The organism is Hymenobacter actinosclerus, from assembly GCF_900111515.1.
Classification (GTDB): Bacteria; Bacteroidota; Bacteroidia; order Cytophagales; family Hymenobacteraceae; genus Hymenobacter; species Hymenobacter actinosclerus.
The window spans coordinates 553,559-576,302 of the sequence record NZ_FOHS01000001.1; the positions used below are offsets into that span (position 1 = coordinate 553,559).

Annotated in this window: 22 protein-coding genes and 4 tRNA genes; 20 read left to right on the plus strand and 6 right to left on the minus strand. The window is 59.6% G+C overall.

From position 1 onward, the window contains the following. Window positions 1–34 precede the first annotated feature (34 nt). The 3 genes from BMY67_RS02300 to BMY67_RS02310 all read right to left on the minus strand — a co-directional run bounded on the left by BMY67_RS02300 (window position 35) and on the right by BMY67_RS02310 (window position 2,350). Entirely contained in the window at window positions 35–523 is a 489-nt protein-coding gene (locus BMY67_RS02300; RefSeq protein ID WP_092767913.1) for a hypothetical protein, read from the minus strand. Between the two features lie 57 nt (window positions 524–580). After that, window positions 581–1,459, minus strand: coding sequence for an SDR family NAD(P)-dependent oxidoreductase (locus BMY67_RS02305; RefSeq protein ID WP_092767915.1), 879 nt, complete (start codon window positions 1,457–1,459; stop codon window positions 581–583). A gap of 75 nt (window positions 1,460–1,534) precedes the next feature. Continuing rightward, window positions 1,535–2,350: a T9SS type A sorting domain-containing protein gene (locus BMY67_RS02310; protein ID WP_092767917.1), complete on the minus strand. Its 816-nt coding sequence runs from the start codon at window positions 2,348–2,350 to the stop codon at window positions 1,535–1,537. Window positions 2,351–2,449: 99 nt separating this feature from the next. Here BMY67_RS02310 and BMY67_RS02315 point away from each other — a divergent pair, with 99 nt between their 5' ends. The 7 genes from BMY67_RS02315 to nadD all read left to right on the plus strand — a co-directional run bounded on the left by BMY67_RS02315 (window position 2,450) and on the right by nadD (window position 8,063). After that, window positions 2,450–3,235, plus strand: coding sequence for a glycosyltransferase family 2 protein (locus BMY67_RS02315; RefSeq protein WP_092767919.1), 786 nt, complete (start codon window positions 2,450–2,452; stop codon window positions 3,233–3,235). Between the two features lie 53 nt (window positions 3,236–3,288). Further along, entirely contained in the window at window positions 3,289–4,335 is a 1,047-nt protein-coding gene (locus BMY67_RS02320; protein WP_177189655.1) for a glycosyltransferase family 9 protein, read from the plus strand. A gap of 197 nt (window positions 4,336–4,532) precedes the next feature. Next, entirely contained in the window at window positions 4,533–5,843 is a 1,311-nt protein-coding gene (locus BMY67_RS02325) for an O-antigen ligase family protein (RefSeq protein WP_092767923.1), read from the plus strand. 57 nt (window positions 5,844–5,900) lie between these two features. Further along, the gene (locus BMY67_RS02330; RefSeq protein ID WP_092767925.1) at window positions 5,901–6,542 is read left to right on the plus strand and encodes a sigma-70 family RNA polymerase sigma factor; all 642 of its coding nucleotides are present in this window, start codon (window positions 5,901–5,903) and stop codon (window positions 6,540–6,542) included. 37 nt (window positions 6,543–6,579) lie between these two features. Then, window positions 6,580–6,870 (plus strand): hypothetical protein, encoded by a 291-nt coding sequence (locus tag BMY67_RS02335; protein WP_092767927.1) that lies wholly within the window; start codon window positions 6,580–6,582, stop codon window positions 6,868–6,870. A 9-nt stretch (window positions 6,871–6,879) separates the two neighbouring features. Continuing rightward, window positions 6,880–7,464, plus strand: a complete 585-nt coding sequence (gene gmk / locus BMY67_RS02340; RefSeq protein ID WP_092767929.1) for a guanylate kinase — start codon at window positions 6,880–6,882, stop codon at window positions 7,462–7,464. Next, entirely contained in the window at window positions 7,461–8,063 is a 603-nt protein-coding gene (nadD, locus tag BMY67_RS02345) for a nicotinate (nicotinamide) nucleotide adenylyltransferase (protein WP_092767931.1), read from the plus strand. The genes gmk and nadD overlap by 4 nt, the downstream gene beginning before the upstream one ends. A gap of 85 nt (window positions 8,064–8,148) precedes the next feature. Here the strand turns inward: nadD and frr are convergent, their stop codons facing one another. The 3 genes from frr to BMY67_RS02360 form a co-directional block, all read right to left on the minus strand. After that, the gene (frr, locus tag BMY67_RS02350; protein ID WP_092767933.1) at window positions 8,149–8,712 is read right to left on the minus strand and encodes a ribosome recycling factor; all 564 of its coding nucleotides are present in this window, start codon (window positions 8,710–8,712) and stop codon (window positions 8,149–8,151) included. Between the two features lie 61 nt (window positions 8,713–8,773). Next, window positions 8,774–9,562: a UMP kinase gene (gene pyrH, locus BMY67_RS02355; RefSeq protein ID WP_092767935.1), complete on the minus strand. Its 789-nt coding sequence runs from the start codon at window positions 9,560–9,562 to the stop codon at window positions 8,774–8,776. A gap of 80 nt (window positions 9,563–9,642) precedes the next feature. Next, complete coding sequence (locus tag BMY67_RS02360; protein WP_092767937.1) at window positions 9,643–10,152, minus strand: acyl-CoA carboxylase biotin carboxyl carrier protein subunit; 510 nt, start codon at window positions 10,150–10,152, stop codon at window positions 9,643–9,645. 98 nt (window positions 10,153–10,250) lie between these two features. Here BMY67_RS02360 and BMY67_RS02365 point away from each other — a divergent pair, with 98 nt between their 5' ends. From BMY67_RS02365 to rpoB, 13 genes are all read left to right on the plus strand, one after another. Further along, window positions 10,251–12,848, plus strand: coding sequence for a M1 family metallopeptidase (locus BMY67_RS02365; RefSeq protein ID WP_092767939.1), 2,598 nt, complete (start codon window positions 10,251–10,253; stop codon window positions 12,846–12,848). Window positions 12,849–13,088: 240 nt separating this feature from the next. After that, window positions 13,089–13,168 (plus strand) — tRNA-Tyr (locus BMY67_RS02370). An 84-nt stretch (window positions 13,169–13,252) separates the two neighbouring features. Beyond that, window positions 13,253–13,325 (plus strand) — tRNA-Gly (locus BMY67_RS02375). A gap of 110 nt (window positions 13,326–13,435) precedes the next feature. Further along, window positions 13,436–13,507, plus strand: a tRNA-Thr gene (locus BMY67_RS02380). A gap of 174 nt (window positions 13,508–13,681) precedes the next feature. Continuing rightward, window positions 13,682–14,869: an elongation factor Tu gene (gene tuf / locus BMY67_RS02385; RefSeq protein ID WP_092767941.1), complete on the plus strand. Its 1,188-nt coding sequence runs from the start codon at window positions 13,682–13,684 to the stop codon at window positions 14,867–14,869. A 129-nt stretch (window positions 14,870–14,998) separates the two neighbouring features. Continuing rightward, window positions 14,999–15,072, plus strand: a tRNA-Trp gene (locus tag BMY67_RS02390). A 63-nt stretch (window positions 15,073–15,135) separates the two neighbouring features. Next, the gene (secE, locus tag BMY67_RS02395) at window positions 15,136–15,330 is read left to right on the plus strand and encodes a preprotein translocase subunit SecE (protein ID WP_092767943.1); all 195 of its coding nucleotides are present in this window, start codon (window positions 15,136–15,138) and stop codon (window positions 15,328–15,330) included. A gap of 21 nt (window positions 15,331–15,351) precedes the next feature. Beyond that, on the plus strand, window positions 15,352–15,921 hold the full coding sequence (nusG, locus tag BMY67_RS02400) for a transcription termination/antitermination protein NusG (protein ID WP_092767945.1): 570 nt from the start codon (window positions 15,352–15,354) through the stop codon (window positions 15,919–15,921). 186 nt (window positions 15,922–16,107) lie between these two features. Beyond that, window positions 16,108–16,551 carry a 50S ribosomal protein L11 gene (gene rplK, locus BMY67_RS02405; RefSeq protein ID WP_092767947.1) on the plus strand — a complete coding sequence of 148 codons (444 nt, stop codon included), beginning with the start codon at window positions 16,108–16,110 and terminating at the stop codon, window positions 16,549–16,551. An 18-nt stretch (window positions 16,552–16,569) separates the two neighbouring features. Next, window positions 16,570–17,262 (plus strand): 50S ribosomal protein L1, encoded by a 693-nt coding sequence (rplA, locus tag BMY67_RS02410; RefSeq protein WP_092767950.1) that lies wholly within the window; start codon window positions 16,570–16,572, stop codon window positions 17,260–17,262. Between the two features lie 19 nt (window positions 17,263–17,281). Then, window positions 17,282–17,836 carry a 50S ribosomal protein L10 gene (gene rplJ / locus BMY67_RS02415; RefSeq protein ID WP_092767952.1) on the plus strand — a complete coding sequence of 185 codons (555 nt, stop codon included), beginning with the start codon at window positions 17,282–17,284 and terminating at the stop codon, window positions 17,834–17,836. 65 nt (window positions 17,837–17,901) lie between these two features. Next, window positions 17,902–18,279 carry a 50S ribosomal protein L7/L12 gene (gene rplL, locus BMY67_RS02420; protein ID WP_092738484.1) on the plus strand — a complete coding sequence of 126 codons (378 nt, stop codon included), beginning with the start codon at window positions 17,902–17,904 and terminating at the stop codon, window positions 18,277–18,279. Window positions 18,280–18,597: 318 nt separating this feature from the next. After that, window positions 18,598–22,473: a DNA-directed RNA polymerase subunit beta gene (gene rpoB / locus BMY67_RS02425; protein WP_177189712.1), complete on the plus strand. Its 3,876-nt coding sequence runs from the start codon at window positions 18,598–18,600 to the stop codon at window positions 22,471–22,473. The last annotated feature ends 271 nt before the right edge of the window (window positions 22,474–22,744 follow it).

Sequence of the window (22,744 nt, forward strand, 5' to 3'; positions counted from 1 at the left end):
AGGGAGCTGGCGCGGTTTGTTGACAGGCAGTTGGTTATTCAATTGGGGCTTGACCCTCATATTCTTCGGCGGTGGTATATACGTTTATGCCCAGCAGCTTCCAGTCGTGCAGCACCGTGACACTATAGGCTAGCTGGCCATTTTGGCCGTTTGCCATGCCTCTCAGCGGCCTCCAGTCGTGCCCAAGCATGACGCCGGACACGGTGGTATAGAGGCCGTAAGGCTTTACATTATCGCCGTCACGGTTCCCCTCTATAAGTACTGACAGCCGGTTATTGGGGTTGAGGCCAACGTGTTGCATTGTGCTCCAGTTGCCCACCTGGCCCGCCGGCTTAGCCGACTTCAGCAGGTTTTCGGCAGGCTTGCTTTCCTCACGGCCCCGGAAAGAAACCAGACTAAGCAGAAACAAGAGGGATAGGCCTATGCCCACCTGCCGCCTCAGCAATTGAAACACTTTAATCCAGGCATAACCAATCAGCAGAAAAAGGACGACGTTGAGGCCTGTCCAGGCTAAAGCTCCCATAAGACAGTACTTGGTAAAGAAGTGGACGCCTAAAGTAAGCCAAAGCAGCTAATCGGCCTACTCCCCGAAGAACTCCTGGCCTACCAGCCGCTCGGTTTCCTGCCAGAGTTGCCGGGCCTTGGCGGGGGCGGTGAACTCGTGCTTCACGGGCACGGCCTTCTGCTTGTCGAAGTAGCCGCCACTCACCTGCCCGCCAATGGGGTCGGTCGCCAGGAAGATGCTGGTACGAGCGCCTTCTTCGGGCGTGAGTAGCAGGGGGGCGGCCAGCTTGGTGAACCAGCTGGTGAGGCCGCCCGAAGCTGAACCGAAGCCGCTGGCCACTACGCCGGGGTGCAGGCTGTTGGTCACTACATTGCCGATGCCGCGGGTCCGTAGCTGCCGGGCCAGCTCCTGCGTGAACAGGATGTTGTAGAGCTTAGTGTTGCCGTACTGCCGCCAGGCGCTGTAGTTTTCTTTCTGGCCCAAATCGTGCAGGCGCGGTTTGGCTATGCGGTAGCCTTCGGAAGCCACGTTCACGATGCGGGCCGCTTCGCTACGCTCCAGCGCCGGCAGCAGCAGGCTGGTGAGCAGGAAGGGGCCGAGGTGGTTGGTGGCCAGGGTCATTTCGTAGCCATCGGCCGAGGTTTCGCGCTCCTTGCCGAAGATGAGGCCGGCGTTGTTCACCAGCAAGTCGAGGCGATGGTAGCGCTGGATGAACTCTTCGGCCGCACGCCGCACCTGGCTCAGGTCGGAAATGTCGCAGAGCAGCACATCGACCCGCTGGCCGGATGCCGCCAGTTGCTGAAATTTTTGGCGCACCCTGGCGGCCTTGGCGGCGTCGCGGGCCAGCAGAATAACGTGGTAGCCCCGGCGCACCAGCTCGCGGGCCGTTACTTTGCCAATGCCGGAAGTAGCGCCCGTCACGAGGGCAATTTGTTCAGAAGCAGAAGTAGTCATGGGATACAGAAGTAGTTGCCCGGCTATACGCGACACCGCCACAGTTGGGTGCCAGCTGGCCTGCTTCCGGCTACCCTACCGCTGTACCAGCAGCCGGCGCACCAGCGGGGCCGCGCCCGCATCGGCCCCGCTGATGCGCACCACGTAGTTGCCGGCCGGCAAATCGGCCACCGAAAAAGTAAGCCGTGCGTCGGGGGCCGGAACCGTTCGTATGGCGTGGCCCTGGTTGTTATAAAGTGTTACCAGCCGGTTGGCCGCGGTTGGGAAATCCAGCGTGGTTTGCTGCTGCGCCGGATTGGGGTAGGGTCCGAGCACGGGTGCTGCGGGCGGGGCGGGCACTTCGGCCGGTGCAGTGGGGCGCTCCGCGCCCAGCAGCCGGTAAATGGGCAGGCTATCGAGCTGTGCTGCGTAGAAGGACCGGAGCTGTCGTCGGTCGAAACGCAGGCGCAGGCTGTCGTTGGCGGCGCTGCGGAAACGGACCAGCTCAGAAAAAGCCCCGTTCCGGGTTTGCTCGCTCAGCGCCCGCATCTGTTCGTAGCCGGTGCCCAGACCCTGCACCTGCCCGTGGCCGATGTGCGCGGCATGGACCCAGTCGGCTCCATGGGTGCCGTTTTCCACGAAGTAGTAGAGGCCCCGAAACTGGAAAACCCGCGCGACGAGCACCGTGTCGTCGGTCGGGGTGGTGAAGATGGTGCGGCCGGTGGCGCCATCGAATGCCAGGCGAAGCTGGAAGGTATCGTCGACACCAGCCAGCGTGAGAGTAGGCCCCAGCGTCCGGGCCAGATTCAGCGGCTGGCGCACCGCTACGGGGTCGAATTGTGCCTCGGGGCCGGATGTGCCCTCGCAGCCAGCCAGCAAAAGCACGAGGCCCAGAAAAGAGACTGTTCGCATTGGTCAGGGGGATTGAGAACGAAGCTTTTAATGCGCGGCTGCTCCGGCAGGTAACCCGCCAGTCAGCCAGCCGCCCAAATCATCCGATATTTGCTGCCTATGCCCGCTGCCGTTTCGCTGTCCGTCGTCATCATCACCTTCAACGAAGAAGCCAACATTGCCCGCTGCCTCGAAGCCGCCCGCCCGGTGGCCGCCGAGCTGCTGGTGGTCGACAGCTTTTCGACGGATCGTACCGTGGAAATCTGCCGGGCGCTGGGGGCGCGGGTGGTGCAGCACGCCTTCGCGGGCTACGTCGAGCAGAAAAACTACGCCACCGCCCAGGCCCGGCACGAGCACGTGCTCCAGCTTGATGCCGACGAAGTGCTGACCCCGGAACTGCAAACCAGCATCCGGGCGGCCCTGGCCAACTGGCAGGGCGGAGGCTACACGCTGGCCCGCCTCACCAACTACTGCGGCCACTGGGTGCGCCACGGCGGCTGGTACCCCGACCGCAAGCTGCGCCTCTACGACCGGCGCCTCGGGAGCTGGCAGGGCCTGCTGCTGCACGAGCACTACGAGCTGGCCGCTGGCCAGGCCGCGCCGCAGCCCCTGACCGGCGACGCGCTGCACTACTCCTATACCTCCGTCGAGCAACATGTGCAGCAGCTCAACCGCTTCACCAGTATTGCCGCTCAGGAACGGTACCTACAGGGCAAACAGCAGGTTTCGGCCTTTCATCTGGTACTGAAACCGCTCTGGAAGTTCGGGCACGGCTACGTGCTGCGGGGCGGATTTCTCGACGGCTTCGCGGGGCTGAGCATTGCTGCTATTTCAGCCTGGGGCGTGTTTCTGAAGTTCGCCAAGCTTCGGTATCTGGGCGAAAGCCAGAAGCCGGACCAGAAATGACTGAACCAAAAGCCCCAAACAGCGCTAACAGCCATCAGCTAACAGCCAGAAAAATGAGCCGTACCTTCCTTATCAGCCGCACCGACGCCATCGGCGACGTGGTGCTGACGCTGCCGGTGGCCGGCCGGCTGAAACAGCTGTTTCCGGGCTGCCAGGTGCTGCTGCTGGGCCGCAACTACACCCGCGCCGTGGCCGAAGCCTGCCCCTGGGTGGATGATTTCGTGAGTTTCGACGAGTTGCAGCAGCTGCCGCCCAACCAGCAGATAGCCGCCCTGCGCGCCCTGGGGGCCGATACCATCCTGCACGTTTTCCCGAACAAAGACCTGGCCCGCCTGGCTCTGCTGGCGGGTATAAAAGTGCGCATCGGCACGCGCAACCGCTGGTTTCACTGGCTCAGCTGCAACCGGCTGGTCAAGCTCAGCCGCCGCCACTCGCCCCTGCACGAAAGCCAGCTCAACCTGGCCCTGCTGGCCCCCCTGACCGACAGCGCCGCCGCCCCGCTGCCGCTGCCCGAGGTAGCCGCGCTGGTGAAGCTGACGCCCGCTGTGCCCTTACGGCCCGAGTTGCAGGCCCTGCTGGCCGCCCGCCAACCCGGCCAGTTGAACGTGGTGCTGCACCCGCGCAGCCGCGGCAGCGCCCGGGAGTGGGGGCTGCCGCACTTCGGGCAGCTGGCCCGCCTGCTGCACAAGGCCGGCCACCGGGTGTTCGTAACGGGCACGGCCGCCGAGGGCGAGGAACTGCGCGACTGGCTGACGGAGCACCAGCCCTACCTCACGGCCGACCTCACCGGCCAGCTGGACCTGCCCGAATTCCTGGCCTTTCTGGCTGCTGCTGATGGGCTGGTGGCCGGCAGCACCGGTCCGCTGCACCTGGCCGCGGCACTGGGGCGGCACGCGCTGGGCCTCTACCCGCCCATCCGGCCCATGCACCCCGGCCGCTGGGCCCCGCTCGGCCCCCACGCCGAATACTTGGTCTTCGACCGGCCCGACTGCCAGGACTGCCGCGCGCAGCCAGCGGCCTGCACCTGCATCAAGGCCCTGGAGCCGGCGCTGGTGCTGGCCCGAGTGCAGCAATGGCAACCGCTTGCTTCGGGTGGTTAGCTGCCGCCTTGTACCTGCTGGCTCCCATTCCCGACAACCGGATTTCCGCTCAGCAAGCACATCGGCACATTGCGCTCTGCTTTACTGCTGCGTGTTGCAGACCTCCGCGAAAAATCTGCGTCAGTGTGTTCTGAAAACCTCGTTCGACCAGTTGCCGCCGCCGCAGGTGCATATTTGCCTAATCGTAGCTGTTTCTGATGCCCGTTTCTGTTTCTAAAACTGCCGAACCTGCCGCCTGGCAGGCGTGGTGGCATTCCGGCCGGCTTTCTCAGTACCTGCTGTTGCTGGCCTGCGTGGCCGGGGTAGTGGGGCTGCTGGCTTCGCGGGCGCTGGTGGCGCTGGCGCCGGTAGCGGGCGTGGTGGCGGCGCTGGCCAACCCTCACCTGCGCCAACAGGTGCCCCGGTGGCTACGGCTGCGCACGGTATGGGCTCCGGCCGGCCTCTACGCGCTGCTAGTGCTCAGCGGCCTCTACACCCACGAGTGGCCCGTATGGCGGCACGAGTTGTTTCGGTTGCTGCCCTGGCTGGGTGTGCCGCTGGTATTCGGGCTGGCCGTACCCCTCACGGGCCGGCAGCGGTTTGGGGTGGGCAGCCTGTTTGTAGTGGGGCTGGCGCTTATCGGGGCGGCCACCATGGGCCAGTACCTGCGCGACCCGGCCGCGGCCAACGAGGCGTTCCGGGTAGGGCACAACCTGTCTTCGGTTACCCGCATCTTCCATATTCACTTCGGGCTGATGCTGGCCCTGGCGGCCTTTTTCGGGTTCCGGATGGCCCGCCAGCCCCAGGCGCCGCGGTGGCTGCGGGTGGTGCTGGGCCTGAGCGTAGCCATGTGCGTAGCGGTGCTGCACGTGCTGGCCTACCGCACGGGCCTGCTGGCCGCCTACGTGCTGCTGCTGGTGGAGGCGCTGCTGGCCCTGCTGGTGCGCCGCCGGTTCTGGCTGGGCGCGGCCCTGCTGCTGGCCCTAACGCTGGTTCCCTGGCTGGCCTACCGCACATTAGGCTCGGTGAACGAGCGTTTTCACGCCACTTTCTACGATCTGGAGCAGTTTGAGCTGGGCCACGATATCAACAACTTCTCGCTTTCGCGGCGGCTGGCTGCCTGGCAGACGGCCACCGTCGTGGCCCGCCGCCATCCTGTGCTGGGCGTGGGCGCCGCCGATGCCAATGCGGCCATGATGCAACAGTACCAATGGCGCAGCTACGGCCTGCTGCCCCAAAACCGGGTGATGATTCACAACCAGTACCTGCACCAGCTGGTAGCGGGCGGCGTGGTGGGGCTGGCGCTGTGGCTGCTCGTGCTGCTGGGGCCGCTGGCGCAACCCGCCCTACGCCGAAATCCGTACGTGTACCGGTTCCTGCTGCTGCAGGCAGTGGCCATGCTCACCGATTCGCTGCTGGAATTACAAATCAGCTACAACCTGTTTGTTTTTCTCTATGGCTTTCTGGTAGTGGCTGCTGAGCGCCGGGCTTGGCAGAATCCCAAACCTTCCCCGGCGCAAATGGTATAAATAGTATATTTGTCTGACCGCGGTTTTCGGCCCCGAAAACCGCAATTTTTAGCGTCCATGAGCGATTCTCCCGAGCGGGTTCCGAAGCTGAGCAAAGAGGAAAAAGACCGGCGTTTCCAGGCCGAGCTGATGCCCGTGCTCGACCCTCTATACAATTTTGCCTTCCGCCTCACCCTCGACGAGGATGATGCAAATGACCTCGTACAGGAAACTTATCTGAAAGCATATCGCTTCTTTGAGTACTTCGAACCGGGGACAAACGCCAAAGCGTGGCTGTTTCGCATCCTCAAAAACTCGTTCATCAACGATTTCCGCAAGAAAAGTAAGCAGCCCGCCAAGGTTGATTACAGCGAAATCGAAGGTTACTACAACTCCGAAGAAGTGGAAGCCGACTCCGATGCCGGCACTACCTCCTCGGACATGCGGCAGCAGGCCGTGCGCGACCTCATCGGCGACGAAGTGGCCCGTGCGCTGAACTCGCTGCCCGTGGATTTCCGCACGGTTATCATCCTCTGCGACCTGGAAGGGTTCACGTACGAGGAGATGGCCAAAGTGCTCGACATCCCGATTGGTACCGTGCGCTCGCGCCTGCACCGGGCCCGGAACTTCCTCAAGGAAAAACTGGAAAAATACGCCCGTTCGATGGGCTACGGCTCGAGTGGAGCCACCCCCGAAGATGAAGACGATTCAACCGATTAACCGACCAACTCATTTCTCTCAAAGCCAGGCAGCAGCTATGGAAACTACCTCTACTTCATCAACCAAACAGGCTACGGCCGCCTTCACCGACGGCCCCGACTGTGAGCGTGTGAACACGATTCTCGATCAGATTATCGTAGGCCAGGACCCCTCGGCCGAAGATGAGGACTACTTTGTTAACCACGCCGAAGACTGCTCGCCCTGCTTTGATAGCCTGGAGAAACAACAGATTTTCATCGACTTCCTGGGCCAGCACGTCGGGCGCAAGGGAGCTCCGGCCGCACTTTCTCAGCGTATTCTTGCTAAAGTTCAGGGAGAAATGGCCTAATTTTACCCGATGCAGGGTAAAATTATTGCTTTCTCCGCGCCCTCCGGGGCCGGCAAAACCACCATCGTTCATCGGCTGCTGGCCCGAATGCCGGAGCTGAGCTTCTCCATCTCGGCCTGTACGCGCGACAAGCGCGGCCGCACCGAAGCCAATGGCAAGGATTACTACTTTATCTCCGTACAGGAGTTTCAGGAGAAAATCCGCCACGACGACTTCGTGGAATGGGAAGAAGTGTACGAAGGCGCTTTCTACGGCACGCTGAAACAGGAAATTGAGCGCATCTGGGAAAACGGCCAGCACGCCGTGCTCGACGTGGACGTGAAGGGGGGGCTCAGCATCAAGGAGTTTTACCAGGACCGCGCCCTGGCCGTGTTCGTGAAGCCTCCGTCGCTCGAAATTCTGGAGCAGCGCCTGCGCCACCGCGCCACCGACTCGGAAGCCAGCATTTCGGCCCGCCTCTACAAGGCCAATTTCGAGCTTACGTTTGAGGACCGCTTCGATGTGGTTATCACCAACGACGACCTCGACCGGGCCGTGGATGAAGCCGAACGACTGGTCCGCGCCTTTATTACTGCCGAATCGGCCATCTTGTGAGCAGCCCCACCTCCGTCGCCCCCCCGGGCCGGAAAGTGGGGCTGCTTTTTGGCTCATTCAACCCTATCCACACCGGCCACCTGATTCTGGCCAACTTCCTGGCCACGCACACCGACCTGGCCGAAGTCTGGCTCATCATCTCGCCCCAAAGTCCTTTCAAGGCCGAAGCCGACCTGCTCGACGAGCAGGCGCGCCTGGCTCTGGTCGCCCGCGCCATTGCCGGCAACGAGCGCCTGCGCGTGCTCGATATCGAGTTCCGGCTGCCCAAGCCCAGCTACACCATCGACACGCTGGCCCAACTGCGGCAGCTGCACCCGGAGCAGGAGTTCGTGCTGCTCATGGGCGGCGATAACCTGCCCGGCCTGCCGCGCTGGAAAGCCGCCGACCGCCTGCTGGCCGAATACGAAATTTACGTGTACCCGCGTCCCGGCTACGCGTTGCCCGAGCCGCTGCCGCCCGCCGTGCGCGTGGTCGATGCACCGCTGCTTGATATTTCGGCCACCTTTATCCGGCGCTGCCTGCGCGAAGGCCTGTCGGTGCGCTACCTGCTGCCCGAGGCCGTGGAGCAGCAGATACGGGCAAAGGGCTATTACGCGTAATAAGCAATAAGCCGCAAGCTCCAAGCTGATGTTGAACGTCAGCTTGGAGCTTGCGGCTTATTGCTTGTAGCTTATTATTGAGAAATCAAATCGTCATTATCTCCGACTCCTTCTTGCTCAGCACGTCATCTACTTTGCTGATGTAGGCGTCGGTGAACTTCTGCACTTTGGCTTCGGCATCCTTCACCGAGTCTTCCGACGCACCGTCCTTCTGCAGCTTGCGCAACGACTCGTTCACGTCTTTGCGAATGCCGCGGATGCGCACCTTGCCATTCTCCGATTCTGCCTTGGCCTGCTTCACCAGCTCGCGGCGGCGCTCCTCGGTCATGGCCGGAATGTTGAGGCGGATACCCTCGGCATCCGACTGGGGGTTGAGGCCCAGGTCGCTGTTTTTGATGGCCTTCACGATTTCGCCAATCATGTTCTTCTCCCAGGGCTTGATGAACAGCGTCCGGGCATCGGGCGTCGAGACGTTGGCCACGTTGGCCAGCGGGGTGGGCGTGCCGTAGTAATCGACGCGCAGCGAATCGAGCATGGCGGGCGAGGCCTTGCCGGCCCGGATGCGCGAAAATTCTACGGTCGTGTGCTCCAGGGCTTTGCCCATCGACTCTTCGGCCTCATCGAGGTAAAACTTAATTTCTTCGTCCACTTCGGAAAAGTTAAGCGTTGAAAAACGGGGATTAAATAGCTTGGCCGCCTGGCTGGGAAAACTAGGCCGACGGGGTGTTGGGTTCGCCTACGGCGGGTTGGAGCAAGGCGTCCGGCTCGTTGGCGCCGGCCGCAGTGGCGCCGTTCATGCTCACGAGCGTGCCCACGCTGTCGCCGCGCAGCAGGCGTTGCAGGTTGCCTTCCTTGTTCATATCAAAAACAATGATGGGCAGGTTGTTTTCCTTGCACAGCGTGAAGGCCGTCATGTCCATCACGTTGAGCTTTTTGTCCATCACCTCATCGAAGCTGATGTCGGTGAAGCGTTTGGCCGTAGGGTCTTTCTCGGGGTCGGCGGTGTAAATGCCGTCTACGCGGGTGCCTTTCAGTACCACGTCGGCCTCAATTTCGATGGCCCGCAGCGAAGCGGCCGAGTCGGTGGTAAAGTAAGGCGAGCCGATGCCGGCGCCGAAAATAACCACCCGGCCCTTTTCGAGGTGGCGCATGGCCCGGCGGCGGATATACGGCTCGCACACCTGCTGAATATGCAGGCCCGAGAGCAGCCGGGTGTTCACGTCCAGCTTTTCGAGGGCGCTCTGCAGGGCCATCGAGTTGATAACCGTGGCCAGCATGCCCATGTAGTCGCCCTGCACCCGGTCGAGACCAAACGCTTCGGCCTGCACGCCCCGGTAGATGTTGCCGCCGCCAATAACGACGGCCACCTGCGTGCCGGTTTCGGCGGCAATTTTGATTTCCTCGGCGTACTGCATGAGCCGGTTGGCATCGATGCCGTACTGCTGCTGGCCCATCAGGGCCTCGCCACTCAGTTTCAGCAGAATTCGGTTGTACTTCAAGGCAGTAGGAGGGATGGTGAGTTGATAATTGGTCAGAACCAAAGCTGACACCTATCAGCTAGTGGCTAACAGCTAAGCAATCAGGCAAACTGGATCAGTACCTGGCCCTTGGTTACGTTGTCGCGCAGCGAAACTTTGATGGCGGCCACCACGCCTTCGCCGGGCGCTTTCAGGATGTTCTCCATTTTCATGGCCTCCAGCACCAGCAGCGGGTCGCCCTTCTGCACGGTCTGGCCCGGCTCCACCCGCACGTCCACAATCAGGCCCGGCATGGGGGCTTTCAGCTCGTTGACTTTGGTGCTGACCGCCGCGCTCAGGCCCATTTTGTCGAGCAGCAAATCGAGCCGGTCTTTGGCCTGGAATTCCAGCCGCTGGCCATTGAGCTTGAGGGCTACCGTTTTGGCGGAGTAGTCGATTTCCAGCAGCTCGGCGTTGTAGGAGCGGTTCTGATACAGGATGTGGTAGCGGCCGTCGCCGAGGGGCGTCAGGTCCCAGGCGAAGGGCTGGCCGCCGAGCGTAACCGCGCCACCGGGCTGGTAGTCGACTTCCTGCGGCGGCTGGGCGGCCGCGGCCAATTGGATTTGCAGCATACAAATAGGGCGGGAGTGGGGCAGAAAAGGGCTTAAAGATAGGTCAAATCTGAAATAAATTCGGAACTTCACCAACTAATACCCTAGTGCCTTATTGCATGAAATACCTCTTGCTCGGTATTCTTTTTCTGTGGCTGCCGGCCCAGTTGCCAGCTGCTGCTCAGGCGGCTAAGGCGGGCCGCGGTGGTGCAGCCAGCCCGCATTCGCCCGCCCGAAAAACCCCCGATGTTACGCCCTACCTGGCGCCCGCCGTGGCCCCCGTGCCCAACTGGCTGCCCGACCTGGCCCGTCCGCGGCAGCCCTCAGCCACCATTCTGCACAGCCTGGTCGACACCAAGCTCGACGTGCGCCCCGACTGGGCCCGGCAGTGGCTGACGGGCACGGCCACGCTCACGCTCCGGCCGTATTTCTACCCCCAAAGCCAGCTGGTGCTCGATGCCAAGGGCTTCGATATTAAAAGTGTGGAGCTGCTCAGCGGCGGCCGCAAGGGGCGCGACCTGAAGTACACCTACGATAAAAAGAAGCTTACCATTGCCCTCGACCGCAGCTACCAGCGCACCGAGCAGTACCAGGTGCGCATTCAGTACGTGGCCAAGCCCAACGAGCTGCCCCGGGGCGGTGGGAGCGAGGCCATCATCGACGACAAGGGCCTGTACTTCATCAACCCGCTTGGTACCGAAAAGGGCAAGCCCCGCCAACTCTGGACCCAGGGCGAGACGGAAGGCAGCTCCTGCTGGTTCCCGACCATCGACCGGCCCAACCAGCGCATGACCCAGGAAATCAGCCTGACGGTGGAAGCCGATCAGAAAACGCTGTCCAATGGCCTGCTCGTGTCGTCGCGCCGCAACTCCGATGGTACCCGCACCGATACCTGGAAGCTCAGTCAGCCCCACGCGCCCTATCTGGCCATGCTGGCCGTGGGCAACTTTGCCGTAGTGTCGGATACCTGGCGCGGGAAGGCGGTAGACTACTACGTCGACCCGGCTTTCCAGAACATAGCCAAGCAGGTGTTCGGCCACACCCCCGAAATGCTGGAGTTCTTCTCCAAGAAGCTCGGCGTGGATTATCCGTGGGAGAAATATGCCCAGGTAGCCGTGCACGACTTCGTATCGGGTGCTATGGAAAACACCACGGCTTCGGTGTTTCAGCAGCAGCTGGTGCAGTTTACGCCCCGCGAACTGGCCGATGTGCCCTACGACGGCTCCGAATCGGTGATTGTGCACGAGCTGTCGCACCAGTGGTTCGGCGACTATGTAACCAACGAGTCGTGGGGCAACCTGCCGCTCAACGAGGCCTTCGCCGATTACTCGGAGCTGCTCTGGGCCGAGCATAAGTACGGGCCCGACGCGGCGGCGCTGGTGCAGCGCAACAAGCTGCGCACCTACCTCGATGAGGCCCAGGTGAAGCGCGAGCCGCTCATCCGCACCAGCTACAACAGCCACGAAGACCTGTTCGACCGCCACTCCTACGACAAGGGCGGCCGGGTGCTGCACATGCTGCGCACCCTGGTGGGCGACGACGCCTTCTTCGCCTCCCTCAACCGCTACCTTAACCAGAACAAGCTCTCGGCTGTCGAGCTGGCCAAGCTGCGCATTGCCTTCGAGGAGACGACCGGCGAGGATCTGACCTGGTTTTTCGACCAGTGGTTTCTGCAGCGCGGCCACCCCGAGCTGCGCGTAACCCACAGCTACGAAAACAACGCCGTGGTATTGCGCGTGCGGCAGGTGCAGGATACGCTCTACCAGCCCGTGTACCGCCTGCCGGTAACGGTAGCCGTCTGGACCGGCAACCAGGCTACCGAGCACCGCCTCGTTATCACCAAAACCGACCAGACCTTCCGCCTGCCCGCCCCCCAGCGGCCGGCTTTGGTGAAATTCGACAACGAAGGAATTCTGCTGGCTGACATCGACGAGACGCAAAGCGCCGAGGAGCTGCAGTTCCAGCTAAGCCACGCCCGCGGCTACCTGCAGAAAGTACAGGCCATTGAGGGGCTGAAAAGCAAGTCGGGCGATTTACTGGTCAGCTCGGCTTTCCGCAACGCCCTCACCGACCCGTTCTGGGCCACCCGCGTGGCGGCCCTGGAGGGTCTGCGGCGCTACCGTGGAGCCGAAGGCAGCGTGGTGCGCCGGGACCTGCAGCAGGTTGCTCTCAACGAGAAGCACGGCGCTGTGCGGGCCACGGCTATCAACGTGCTGTCGTCGTTTGCCAACGAAGACTTTGCCAAGGTGTATGAAGCCTCCCTCATCGATAGCTCGTACCTGGTAACGGCCGCCGCCATCGATGCGCTGGCTAAAGCGCCGGCGCCCACCACCCGCGCCCAGGTAGCGAGCCTGCAGAAAACCCGCAACCCGGCCCTGCTCACGTCGCTGTCCAACTACTATGGCCTCAACGGCACCCTCGACGATTACGACTGGTTTCTGCAACGCAGCCAGGATGCCCAGCCCGAAGTGCTCTATGTGCTGCTCGAAAACTTCGGCAAGCTGATGAACCGTATTCCCCCCATCGAGCGCGAGAAGGGGGTAGAGCGGCTCGAAAACCTGGCCCGTAACCATCCGCAGCTCTATGTTCGCCTGGGGGCCTACAAAGGCCTGAACGAGCTGACCGGAAGCATGCCCAGCCTGAAAACCACCCTGCAGGATATCCGCAGCAAGGAAAAAGATGGTAACCTGAAGGCCATGTATAGCCTGGTGCAATAATTTTTTTTGCCTGGCCGCCGGCGCGCCGACTCTGCTTTAGTATAGGAAGTCAGCCGCTTAGCCCGGCGACGTGGGTCGGAGCCGCTCAAAAAGTCAGCCAACGCAAAACCTTTTTTCGCGCAGGGCTTGACTTACATCGGAAAGCCACTAATTTTGCAACTCCAATTCGAGAAAAAGCGGCTCCGGCCCACGAATTGGAATGGGCAGGTTTCGCGCAAACGGCGTTGGAGCCACATAATTGGGGGTGTCGCATAGTGGCAATTGCGGCTGACTGTAACTCAGCTCCTTCGGGTTCAGAGGTTCGAGTCCTCTCACCCCCACATCCGTGAATGGGCGAATGAGTGAATTAATAAGTTCTATCTGAACTGCTGGTTCACTCATTCACCAAGTCACACATTCACTCCGCGGGAGTAGCTCAGTTGGTAGAGCGGCAGCCTTCCAAGCTGCAGGTCGCGAGTTCGAACCTCGTCTCCCGCTCGCAGCAACAGATGCGGCAGATAACAGATTGCGTCGGCTCCGGCTGGTAAATGTTGTTCTCCTGTCGTACCTTTGCCCCGGCTACGCGCCAGCGGGCTAAAAAAGTACCAGCCGTTTTAGCTCAGTGGTAGAGCACTTCCTTGGTAAGGAAGAGGTCATGGGTTCAAATCCCATAAATGGCTCAGAATTACGAGTACCAACGGGGCAGCGCGACTGCACCGTTTTGGAACTGTCAGCCAAGAAAAGCGACGTGCAGTCCCTGGTCAAGCAGAGCTGTGTTTCGCTTTCTTCTGTATAGTTAGGTTTTAGTCGCGTTTTCCCCTTCTCACCTCAAAATTCCTCTTAATCTCTTTACAATGGCTAAAGAAAATTTTGACCGGTCCAAGCCGCACGTAAACATCGGCACGATTGGTCACGTTGACCACGGCAAAACCACCCTCACCGCTGCCATTACCCAGGTACTGGCCGGCAAAGGCCTGGCTGCCAAGCGCGACTTCTCTTCGATCGACAATGCTCCCGAAGAAAAAGAGCGCGGTATTACGATCAACACTTCGCACGTAGAGTACGCTACCGAAAACCGTCACTACGCTCACGTTGACTGCCCCGGTCACGCTGACTACGTGAAGAACATGGTTACCGGTGCTGCCCAGATGGACGGTGCTATCCTCGTGGTAGCTGCCACCGACGGCCCAATGCCCCAGACCCGTGAGCACATCCTGCTCGCCCGTCAGGTAGGTGTTCCTCAGCTGGTGGTGTTCATGAACAAAGTAGACATGGTCGATGACCCCGAGCTCCTCGAGCTGGTGGAAATGGAAATCCGTGAGCTGCTCTCGTTCTACGACTTCGACGGCGACAACATCCCCGTAATTCAGGGCTCGGCTCTGGGTGGCCTGAATGGCGATGCCAACTGGGTTCCCAAGATCGAGGAGCTGATGGACGCTGTTGACTCCTTCATTCCGATTCCTGCTCGTCTGACCGACCTGCCCTTCCTGATGCCTGTTGAGGACGTGTTCTCGATTACGGGTCGTGGAACAGTTGCTACCGGCCGTATCGAGCGTGGCATTGTAAACTCGGGTGAGCAGGTTGACATCCTCGGCATGGGTGCTGAAGGCCTGAAGTCGACCGTTACCGGTGTGGAGATGTTCCGCAAGATTCTGGACCGTGGCGAAGCCGGCGACAACGTTGGTCTGCTGCTCCGCGGTATCGAGAAAGAAGCCATCCGTCGTGGTATGGTTATCTGCAAGCCCGGTTCCGTGAAGCCCCACACCAAGTTCAAGGCTGAGGTGTACGTGCTCTCGAAAGAGGAAGGTGGCCGTCACACGCCGTTCTTCAACAACTACCGCCCGCAGTTCTATTTCCGCACCACCGACGTAACCGGCATCATCACGCTGGGCGAAGGCGTGGAAATGGTAATGCCCGGCGACAACGTAACTATCTCGGTTGAGCTGATCAACTCGGTAGCTATGGAGAAAGGCCTGCGTTTCGCTATCCGTGAGGGTGGCCGGACGGTAGGTGCCGGTCAGGTAACCGAAATCACCGAGTAATTTTCTTCGGAAAACTGCTGAAATAAAACAAATCCGCCCCCGAAAATTTCGGGGGCGGATTTGTTTTGTCTGAAGAGTTACCTACATTTGCAGTCCCAATCGGGCTTTGTGCCTTTGCGGGACGCATCCACGGGCGTAGTTCAAGGGTAGAATAGAGGTCTCCAAAACCTTTGATGGGAGTTCGAATCTCTCCGCCCGTGCCACCAGATTGTACGGCTGCTTCGGCAGCCGTTCTTTTACTCACTCTCACCAGCAGTTCCTGTAGCATGAGCAAGCTGACCAACTACTTCCGGGAAACATCGGACGAGATGCGTTACAAAGTAACGTGGCCTTCGCTGGAAGAACTGCAGAAGAGCGCCGGCTTGGTATTGCTCGGCTCGCTGATTTTTGCGGTGGTTGTAGGAGTGATGGATGTGATTTTTAAAGAGGGCCTAGAAGCTTTCTATAACTCGTTCATTTAATCGACCATACCCGCGACTGAAATGGGCGAATTGAAATGGTACGTGGTCCGCTCGGTAAGCGGGCAGGAGAAAAAGGCCAAAACCTACCTCGAAACGGAAATCGGCCGTCATGGCCTCTCGGAGCTGGTACCGCAGGTGCTGATTCCGGTAGAAAAGGTTTTCGAGATGCGCAACGGCAAGAAGCGCGTCCGCGAGCGGAACCTTTACCCTGGCTACATCATTATCCACGCCGATCTGACCCACGGCGAGGTCGACCACATCATCACCAGCACACCGGGCATCATCGGCTTCCTCTCCGACAAGGAGGGCAAGGCGGCCAACCAGAACACGGTGCCCGTGCCACTGCACATTTCGGAAGTCAACCGTATCCTCGGCATCGTCGATGAGTCGGAAGAGCAAACCGAAACGCTGGAAACCCCCTTCGTGGTGGGTGAGTTGGTGAAAATTGTGGACGGTGGTTTCGCCGGCATGTCGGGCAACGTGGCCGAGGTGTTCGAGGACCGCAAGCGTCTCAACGTAATCGTGAAAATATTCGGCCGTAGCCAGCCCATGGAGTTGAGCTACACCCAGGTCGAGAAGGAAATAGAGTAGTTGTTAGTGATTTGTTGTCAGTTGTCAGTCTGTTGAACGGACTGACAACTGACAACAAATCACTAACAACGAAAGAAAAACGTCATCGGTTATCCGCTCCGGACCGGTGGTGCTTCCACTTCGGAGCAATTAGAAAACTGAGGATGAGGCGAGTTACGTCGCGGCATCCGAAGCCTTACAAACCAAATGGCCAAGGAAATTAGAGGTTATCTGAAGCTTCAGATAAAGGGAGGCGCCGCGAACCCCGCGCCGCCGGTTGGACCTGCACTTGGTAGCAAAGGCCTTAACATCATGGAGTTCTGCAAGCAGTTCAATGCGCGCACCCAGGATAAGGCCGGCCAAGTTTGTCCCGTTTTGATTACCATGTACACCGACAAGTCGTTCGACTTCGTGGTGAAGACCCCCCCGGTGCCCGTTCTGCTGAAGGACGCCGCCAAGCTCCAGAGCGGTTCGAAAGAGCCTAACCGGAACAAGGTAGGGTCGGTATCGTGGGACCAGGTTCGCACCATCGCCGAAACCAAAATGCCCGACCTCAACGCTTTTGCAATTGAGTCGGCCATGAAGCAGGTGGCTGGTACGGCGCGTAGCATGGGTATCACCGTGTCGGGCGCTTCTCCTTTTGCTGAATAATTTAACAACGGAGAAGACATGGCAACTAGTAAAAAACGCAAGGAAGCCCTTGCCAAGCACGACCTGACCGAAATCCGGACCCTGGTTGATGCCGCCAAAGTCGTGAAGGATATCACCTACACGAAGTTTGACGCCTCGGTGGATATCGACGTTCGTTTGGGCGTTGACCCCCGTAAAGCCGACCAGATGGTGCGTGGCGTTGCTACGCTGCCCCACGGCACTGGCAAAACCGTTCGCGTTCTGGCCCTCGTTACGCCCGACAAAGAAGCCGAAGCTACTGCAGCCGGTGCCGATTTCGTTGGTCTGGACGACTACATCGCCAAGATCGAGAAAGGCTGGACCGACATCGACGTAATCATCACCATGCCGGCCGTAATGGCCAAGGTGGGCCGTCTGGGCCGCGTATTGGGCCCCCGTGGCCTGATGCCAAACCCTAAGTCGGGCACGGTTACGACCGACGTTGCGAAAGCAGTGCAGGAAGTGAAGGCTGGTAAAATCGACTTCAAAGTCGACAAAACCGGTATCATTCACTGCTCGGTTGGCAAGGTGTCGTTCGACGACCAGAAGTTGGCTGAAAACGCCATCGAGGTTATCCAGACGCTGCTGCGCCTGAAGCCTTCGTCGGCCAAGGGCACCTACATCAAGAGCATCACGCTCTCGAGCACGATGTCGCCCGGCGTGCCGGTCGATACGTCGGTAACTTCCGCCTAACCTTAATCAACACGACGATATGATCCGGGAAGACAAACAAGCCCTCGTCGACGAGTTGAGCGAGAAGTTTCAATCGCACAACGCGTTCTACATTGCCGATGCATCGGGAATGTCGGTGGCGAAAATCAACGAATTCCGCCGGTTGTGCTACAACCGCGGCATGGAGTTCAAGGTGTACAAGAACACGTTCATCCGTAAGGCCCTCGATACCCTCGAGGTAGACACGACGGAGATGGACGCGGCGCTGGTAGGCCAGTCGGGCATCCTGTTCTCGAAAGAGAGCGGCAATGCTCCGGCCAAGCTGATGCAGGACTTTCATAAGTCGCAGAACTACAGCAAAACGGCTGTTGTTCGCCCGGCCCTGAAAGGTGCTTACGTAGATGCTGGCATCTACATCGGCCACGACCAGCTCGGCACGCTTGCCACGCTGAAAGGCAAGACGGAACTCATCGGTGAAATCATCGGTCTGCTCCAGTCGCCCGCCAAAAATGTTATCTCGGCTCTTTCGAGCGGTGGTAGCAAGCTGGCTGGCATCCTCAAAACGCTTTCCGAAAAAGAAGAGGTTGCAGGCTAACCACTGCTCATCTTTTTCAAGTATAAATTTTCTTCAACAACCCCCCTTTTTAACAATCTACAGAAATGGCAGATTTGAAAGCATTCGCCGAGCAGCTCGTTAGCCTGACGGTAAAAGAAGTAAACGAACTGGCTACCATCCTGAAGGATGAGTACGGCATCGAGCCTGCTGCTGCTGCTCCGATGATGATGGCTGGTGGCGGCGCTGCCGCTGCTGACGCTCCTGAGGAGAAGACGTCGTTCGACGTTATCCTGAAAGCTGCCGGTGGCCAGAAACTGGCTGTTGTGAAGCTGGTGAAGGACCTGACCGGCCTCGGCCTGAAGGAAGCCAAAGAACTCGTTGACGGTGCTCCAAAGGCCGTTAAGGAAGGTGTTGCCAAAGACGAGGCTGAAGGCCTGAAGAAGCAACTGGAAGAAGCCGGCGCTGAAGTAGAGATCAAGTAATTTCTGCTGCCTGCTCTAACACCCAGCAAATTAGGAGAGGCCTGGCAACTAAGCCAGGTCTTTTCCTGTTTGTAGGCAACAAACTAGTCGGAAGTTCGTTTACGCGCCGCTTCGCGGCTTTTGGCGGCTACGGACGGTCCAGCGCAAACTGCTACTAGTAGTGCTTTGCGCTTCGGCGTGTCCGCTGATTTCACAAATTATTCGCCAAGCGGCCGACGTTGTTTTCCGCCTGGCTTGGATTCTCCCAGTCTCCATTTCCTAACCCCACATACATTGGCTACATCGAAAGAACCGAAAGCGCCTCAGGCGCCGACAGGGCTGCAAAAATTGCAGGCCGCTGACGAGCGGATCAACTTCGCCAAGATTAAAAAGGTTATTGAGTACCCGGATTTCCTCGACGTGCAGGTTCGCTCGTTTATGGATTTCTTCCAGTTGGAAACGGCTGCTGAGAACCGGACCGATGAAGGCCTTTTCAAGGTATTCGCCGAGAACTTCCCGATTTCGGACTCGCGCGAAAACTTCGTCCTGACCTTCCTCGATTACCACGTCGACCCGCCCAAGTACTCGGTTGACGAGTGCATCGACCGGGGCCTGACGTACTCCGTGCCGCTGAAGGCCAAGCTCCGGCTGGTCTGCAACGATTCGGACAACGAAGACTTTGAGACGATTGAGCAGGAAGTGTTCTTGGGCAACATCCCGTACATGACGGAAAAGGGCTCATTCGTTATCAACGGGGCCGAGCGTGTTATCGTATCGCAGCTGCACCGCTCGCCGGGCGTGTTTTTTGCCCAGAGCAAGCACACCAACGGCACCAAGCTGTATTCGGCCCGTATTATCCCGTTCAAGGGTTCGTGGATTGAATTTGCCACGGACGTGAACAACGTGATGTACGCCTACATCGACCGCAAGAAGAAATTCCCGGTTACCACGCTGCTGCGCGCCATCGGTTACGGCACTGACAAAGACATCCTCGACCTGTTCGGGCTGTCGGAGGAGGTGAAGGCCGACAAGAAGAATCTCAAGAAAGCGGTTGGCCGTAAGCTGGCTGCCCGGGTGCTGCGCACTTGGACCGAGGACTTCGTGGACGAAGACACCGGCGAAGTAGTTTCCATCGACCGCAATGAGGTGCTGATGGAGCGCGATTCCGAAATCTCGGAGGAGGACATCGACATCATCCTGAATGCCGGGGCGAAGTCGGTGATTCTGCACCGCGAGAACGTGAACATTGCGGACTACGCTATCATCTACAACACCCTCCAGAAGGACAACTCCAACTCGGAGAAGGAAGCCGTAGAGCAGATTTACCGTCAGCTCCGGAACACGGAGGCTCCCGACGAGGAAACTGCCCGCGACATTATCCAGAAGCTGTTTTTCTCGGATAAGCGCTACGACCTCGGCGACGTAGGCCGCTACCGCATCAATAAGAAGCTGGGCATCGAGACCAACTGGGAAGCCCGCGTGCTGACCAACGAGGACATCGTGCTCATCGTGAAGTACCTCATCGGTCTGATCAACTCGAAGGCCATTGTCGATGACATTGACCACCTGAGCAACCGCCGTGTGCGCACGGTGGGCGAGCAGCTCTACGCCCAGTTCGGCGTGGGTCTGGCCCGCATGGCCCGCACCATCAAGGAGCGCATGAATGTGCGCGACAACGAGGACTTCAAGCCCGTAGACCTGATCAACGCCCGCACCCTGTCGAGCGTTATCAACTCGTTCTTCGGTACCAACCAGCTCTCCCAGTTTATGGACCAGACCAACCCGCTGGCCGAGGTGACGCACAAGCGTCGCGTATCGGCACTGGGGCCAGGAGGTCTGTCGCGGGAGCGTGCTGGCTTTGAGGTACGGGACGTTCACTACACGCACTACGGTCGCCTTTGCACCATCGAAACGCCGGAAGGACCCAACATTGGTCTGATTTCGTCGCTGTGTGTGCACGCCCGCGTGAACTCGATGGGCTTCATCGAAACGCCATACCGCACGGCCGCCAATGGTCAGGTGGACATGACGGAGAACGTGAAGTACCTGACTGCTGAAGAAGAAGACACCCACCACATCGCCCAGGCTAACGCCCCGATTGATGACAATGGTAACTTCCTCAACGACCTCGTAAAAGGCCGTTTCGAAGGTGACTTCCCCGTAGTTGGTCCCGACGAGTATAGCTACATGGACGTAGCCCCGAACCAGATTGTGTCGGTAGCCGCTTCGCTGATTCCGTTCCTGGAGCACGATGACGCCAACCGGGCACTGATGGGCTCGAACATGCAGCGCCAGGCAGTTCCGCTGCTGAAAGCCGAAGCCCCCATCGTGGGTACCGGCCTCGAAGGCCGCGTAGCTACCGACTCGCGCACCCTGGTTGTATCCGAGGGTGTGGGTGTGGTCGATTACGTGGATGCCAACCGCATCGTGGTGAAGTACGATCTGACGCCTGATGAAGTCCTCGTAAGCTTCGACGCTGAGCGGATTTCCTACGACCTCATCAAGTTCCGCCGCACCAACCAGGACACCTGCATCAACCTGACGCCCCTCGTGAAGAAGGGCGAGCGGGTGACCAAGGGCCAGGTACTGTGCGAAGGCTACGGCACCAACAAGGGCGAACTCGCCTTGGGCCGCAACATGCAGGTGGCGTTCATGCCGTGGCAGGGCTACAACTTCGAGGATGCCATCGTCATCTCGGAGAAAGTAGTGCGCGACGACATCTTCACCTCGATTCACATTGAGGAGTTTGAACTGGAAGTGCGCGAAACCAAGCGCGGCGAAGAAGAGCTGACCTCGGAGATTCCGAACGTGAGCGAAGAAGCCGTGCGCAACCTCGACGACAATGGCGTAATCCGCCTAGGTGCTGAGGTGAAGGAAGGCGACATTCTGATCGGTAAGATTACGCCCAAGGGCGAAACCGATCCGACGCCGGAAGAGAAGCTGCTCCGCGCCATTTTCGGCGACAAGGCCGGCGACGTGAAAGACGCTTCTCTGAAAGCGCCACCGTCCCTGCAGGGCGTTGTTATCGGCACCAAGCTGTTCTCGCGTCCTAAGAAAGACAAAAACCTCCGGGCCAAGTCGAAGAAGGAAGTAGAGGAGCTGAAGGAGGCTTACGGCCGCGAGCTACGGGGCATCCGCGCCATCATGGTGGAGAAGATGACCAGCCTGCTCGAAGGCAAGACGTCGCAGGGTATCAAGCATAAGTTCGGTGAGGAAATCATGTCGAAGGGCGTGAAGTTCGGCAAGAAGAACGTGGCCGAAAACCTGTTCCCCGACAAGAACCCCTACCGCGACGAGAGCAACTACGCCGTGCCAGAAGAGGCCAACCTGTTCAAGGACCTCGTGCTGGACGGCTGGACAGCTGATGCCCGCGTGAATGCCATGGTGGGCGAGCTGGTGAAAAACTACGCCAAGCGCCGCAACGTGGTAACGGCCCGCTTCAAGCGCGAGCGGTTCACGCTGGAAGTAGGTGATGAATTGCCCGCCGGCATCGTGCAGCTGGCCAAAGTGTACATCGCCAAGAAGCGCAAGCTGAAGGTGGGTGACAAGATGGCCGGCCGCCACGGTAACAAAGGTGTAGTAGCCCGCATCGTGCGCGATGAGGACATGCCCTTCCTGCCCGACGGCACCCCAATGGACATCGTGCTCAACCCGCTGGGTGTACCCAGCCGGATGAACATCGGTCAGATCTACGAAACCGTACTCGGCTGGGCCGGTCTGAAAATGGGCCGCACCTACGCCACCCCGATTTTCGATGGTGCCACCGAGGACGAAGTAGCCAAGGAACTGACCGAAGCCGGTCTGCCCGACTGGGGTCGTGCTTACCTGCACGACGGCCTGACGGGCCAGCGCTTCGACCAGCCGGTAACGGTGGGGGTTATCTACATGCTGAAGCTGGGTCACCTGGTGGATGACAAGATGCACGCCCGTTCGATCGGACCGTACTCGCTCATTACCCAGCAGCCGCTGGGTGGTAAGGCCCAGTTCGGTGGTCAGCGCTTCGGCGAGATGGAAGTGTGGGCCCTGGAGGCCTTCGGTGCCTCCAACGTGCTCCAGGAGATCTTAACCGTAAAGTCGGACGACGTGGTAGGCCGGGCCAAGGCATACGAAGCCATTGTAAAAGGCGACGTGCTGCCCAAGCCCAACATCCCCGAGTCGTTCAACGTGCTCATCCATGAGCTGCGCGGTCTGGCTCTGGAAATCACGCTGGACTAGGTATTCGGAAAGGGAGCTGCTGCCGGTCCGCCGGTAGCAGCTCCCACTTCGGACATAATAGGAGTGGCCCAACCTGCCACCGGCGTCGTGCCGAGATATGGTCAGCACGACTTATACGCCCGGCGGGAGTGGCCGCACTACGCTTCGGTTTGCTAAAACCGGAGTGAGTACCCATCAGACCTGACGAAAATCTACTGCCCGGCGTACCTATCCGACTGGCAGAGCACTTTTAGCAGAGTCGAGCTGTTATGGTATTTCCGCCTCGCTTAAG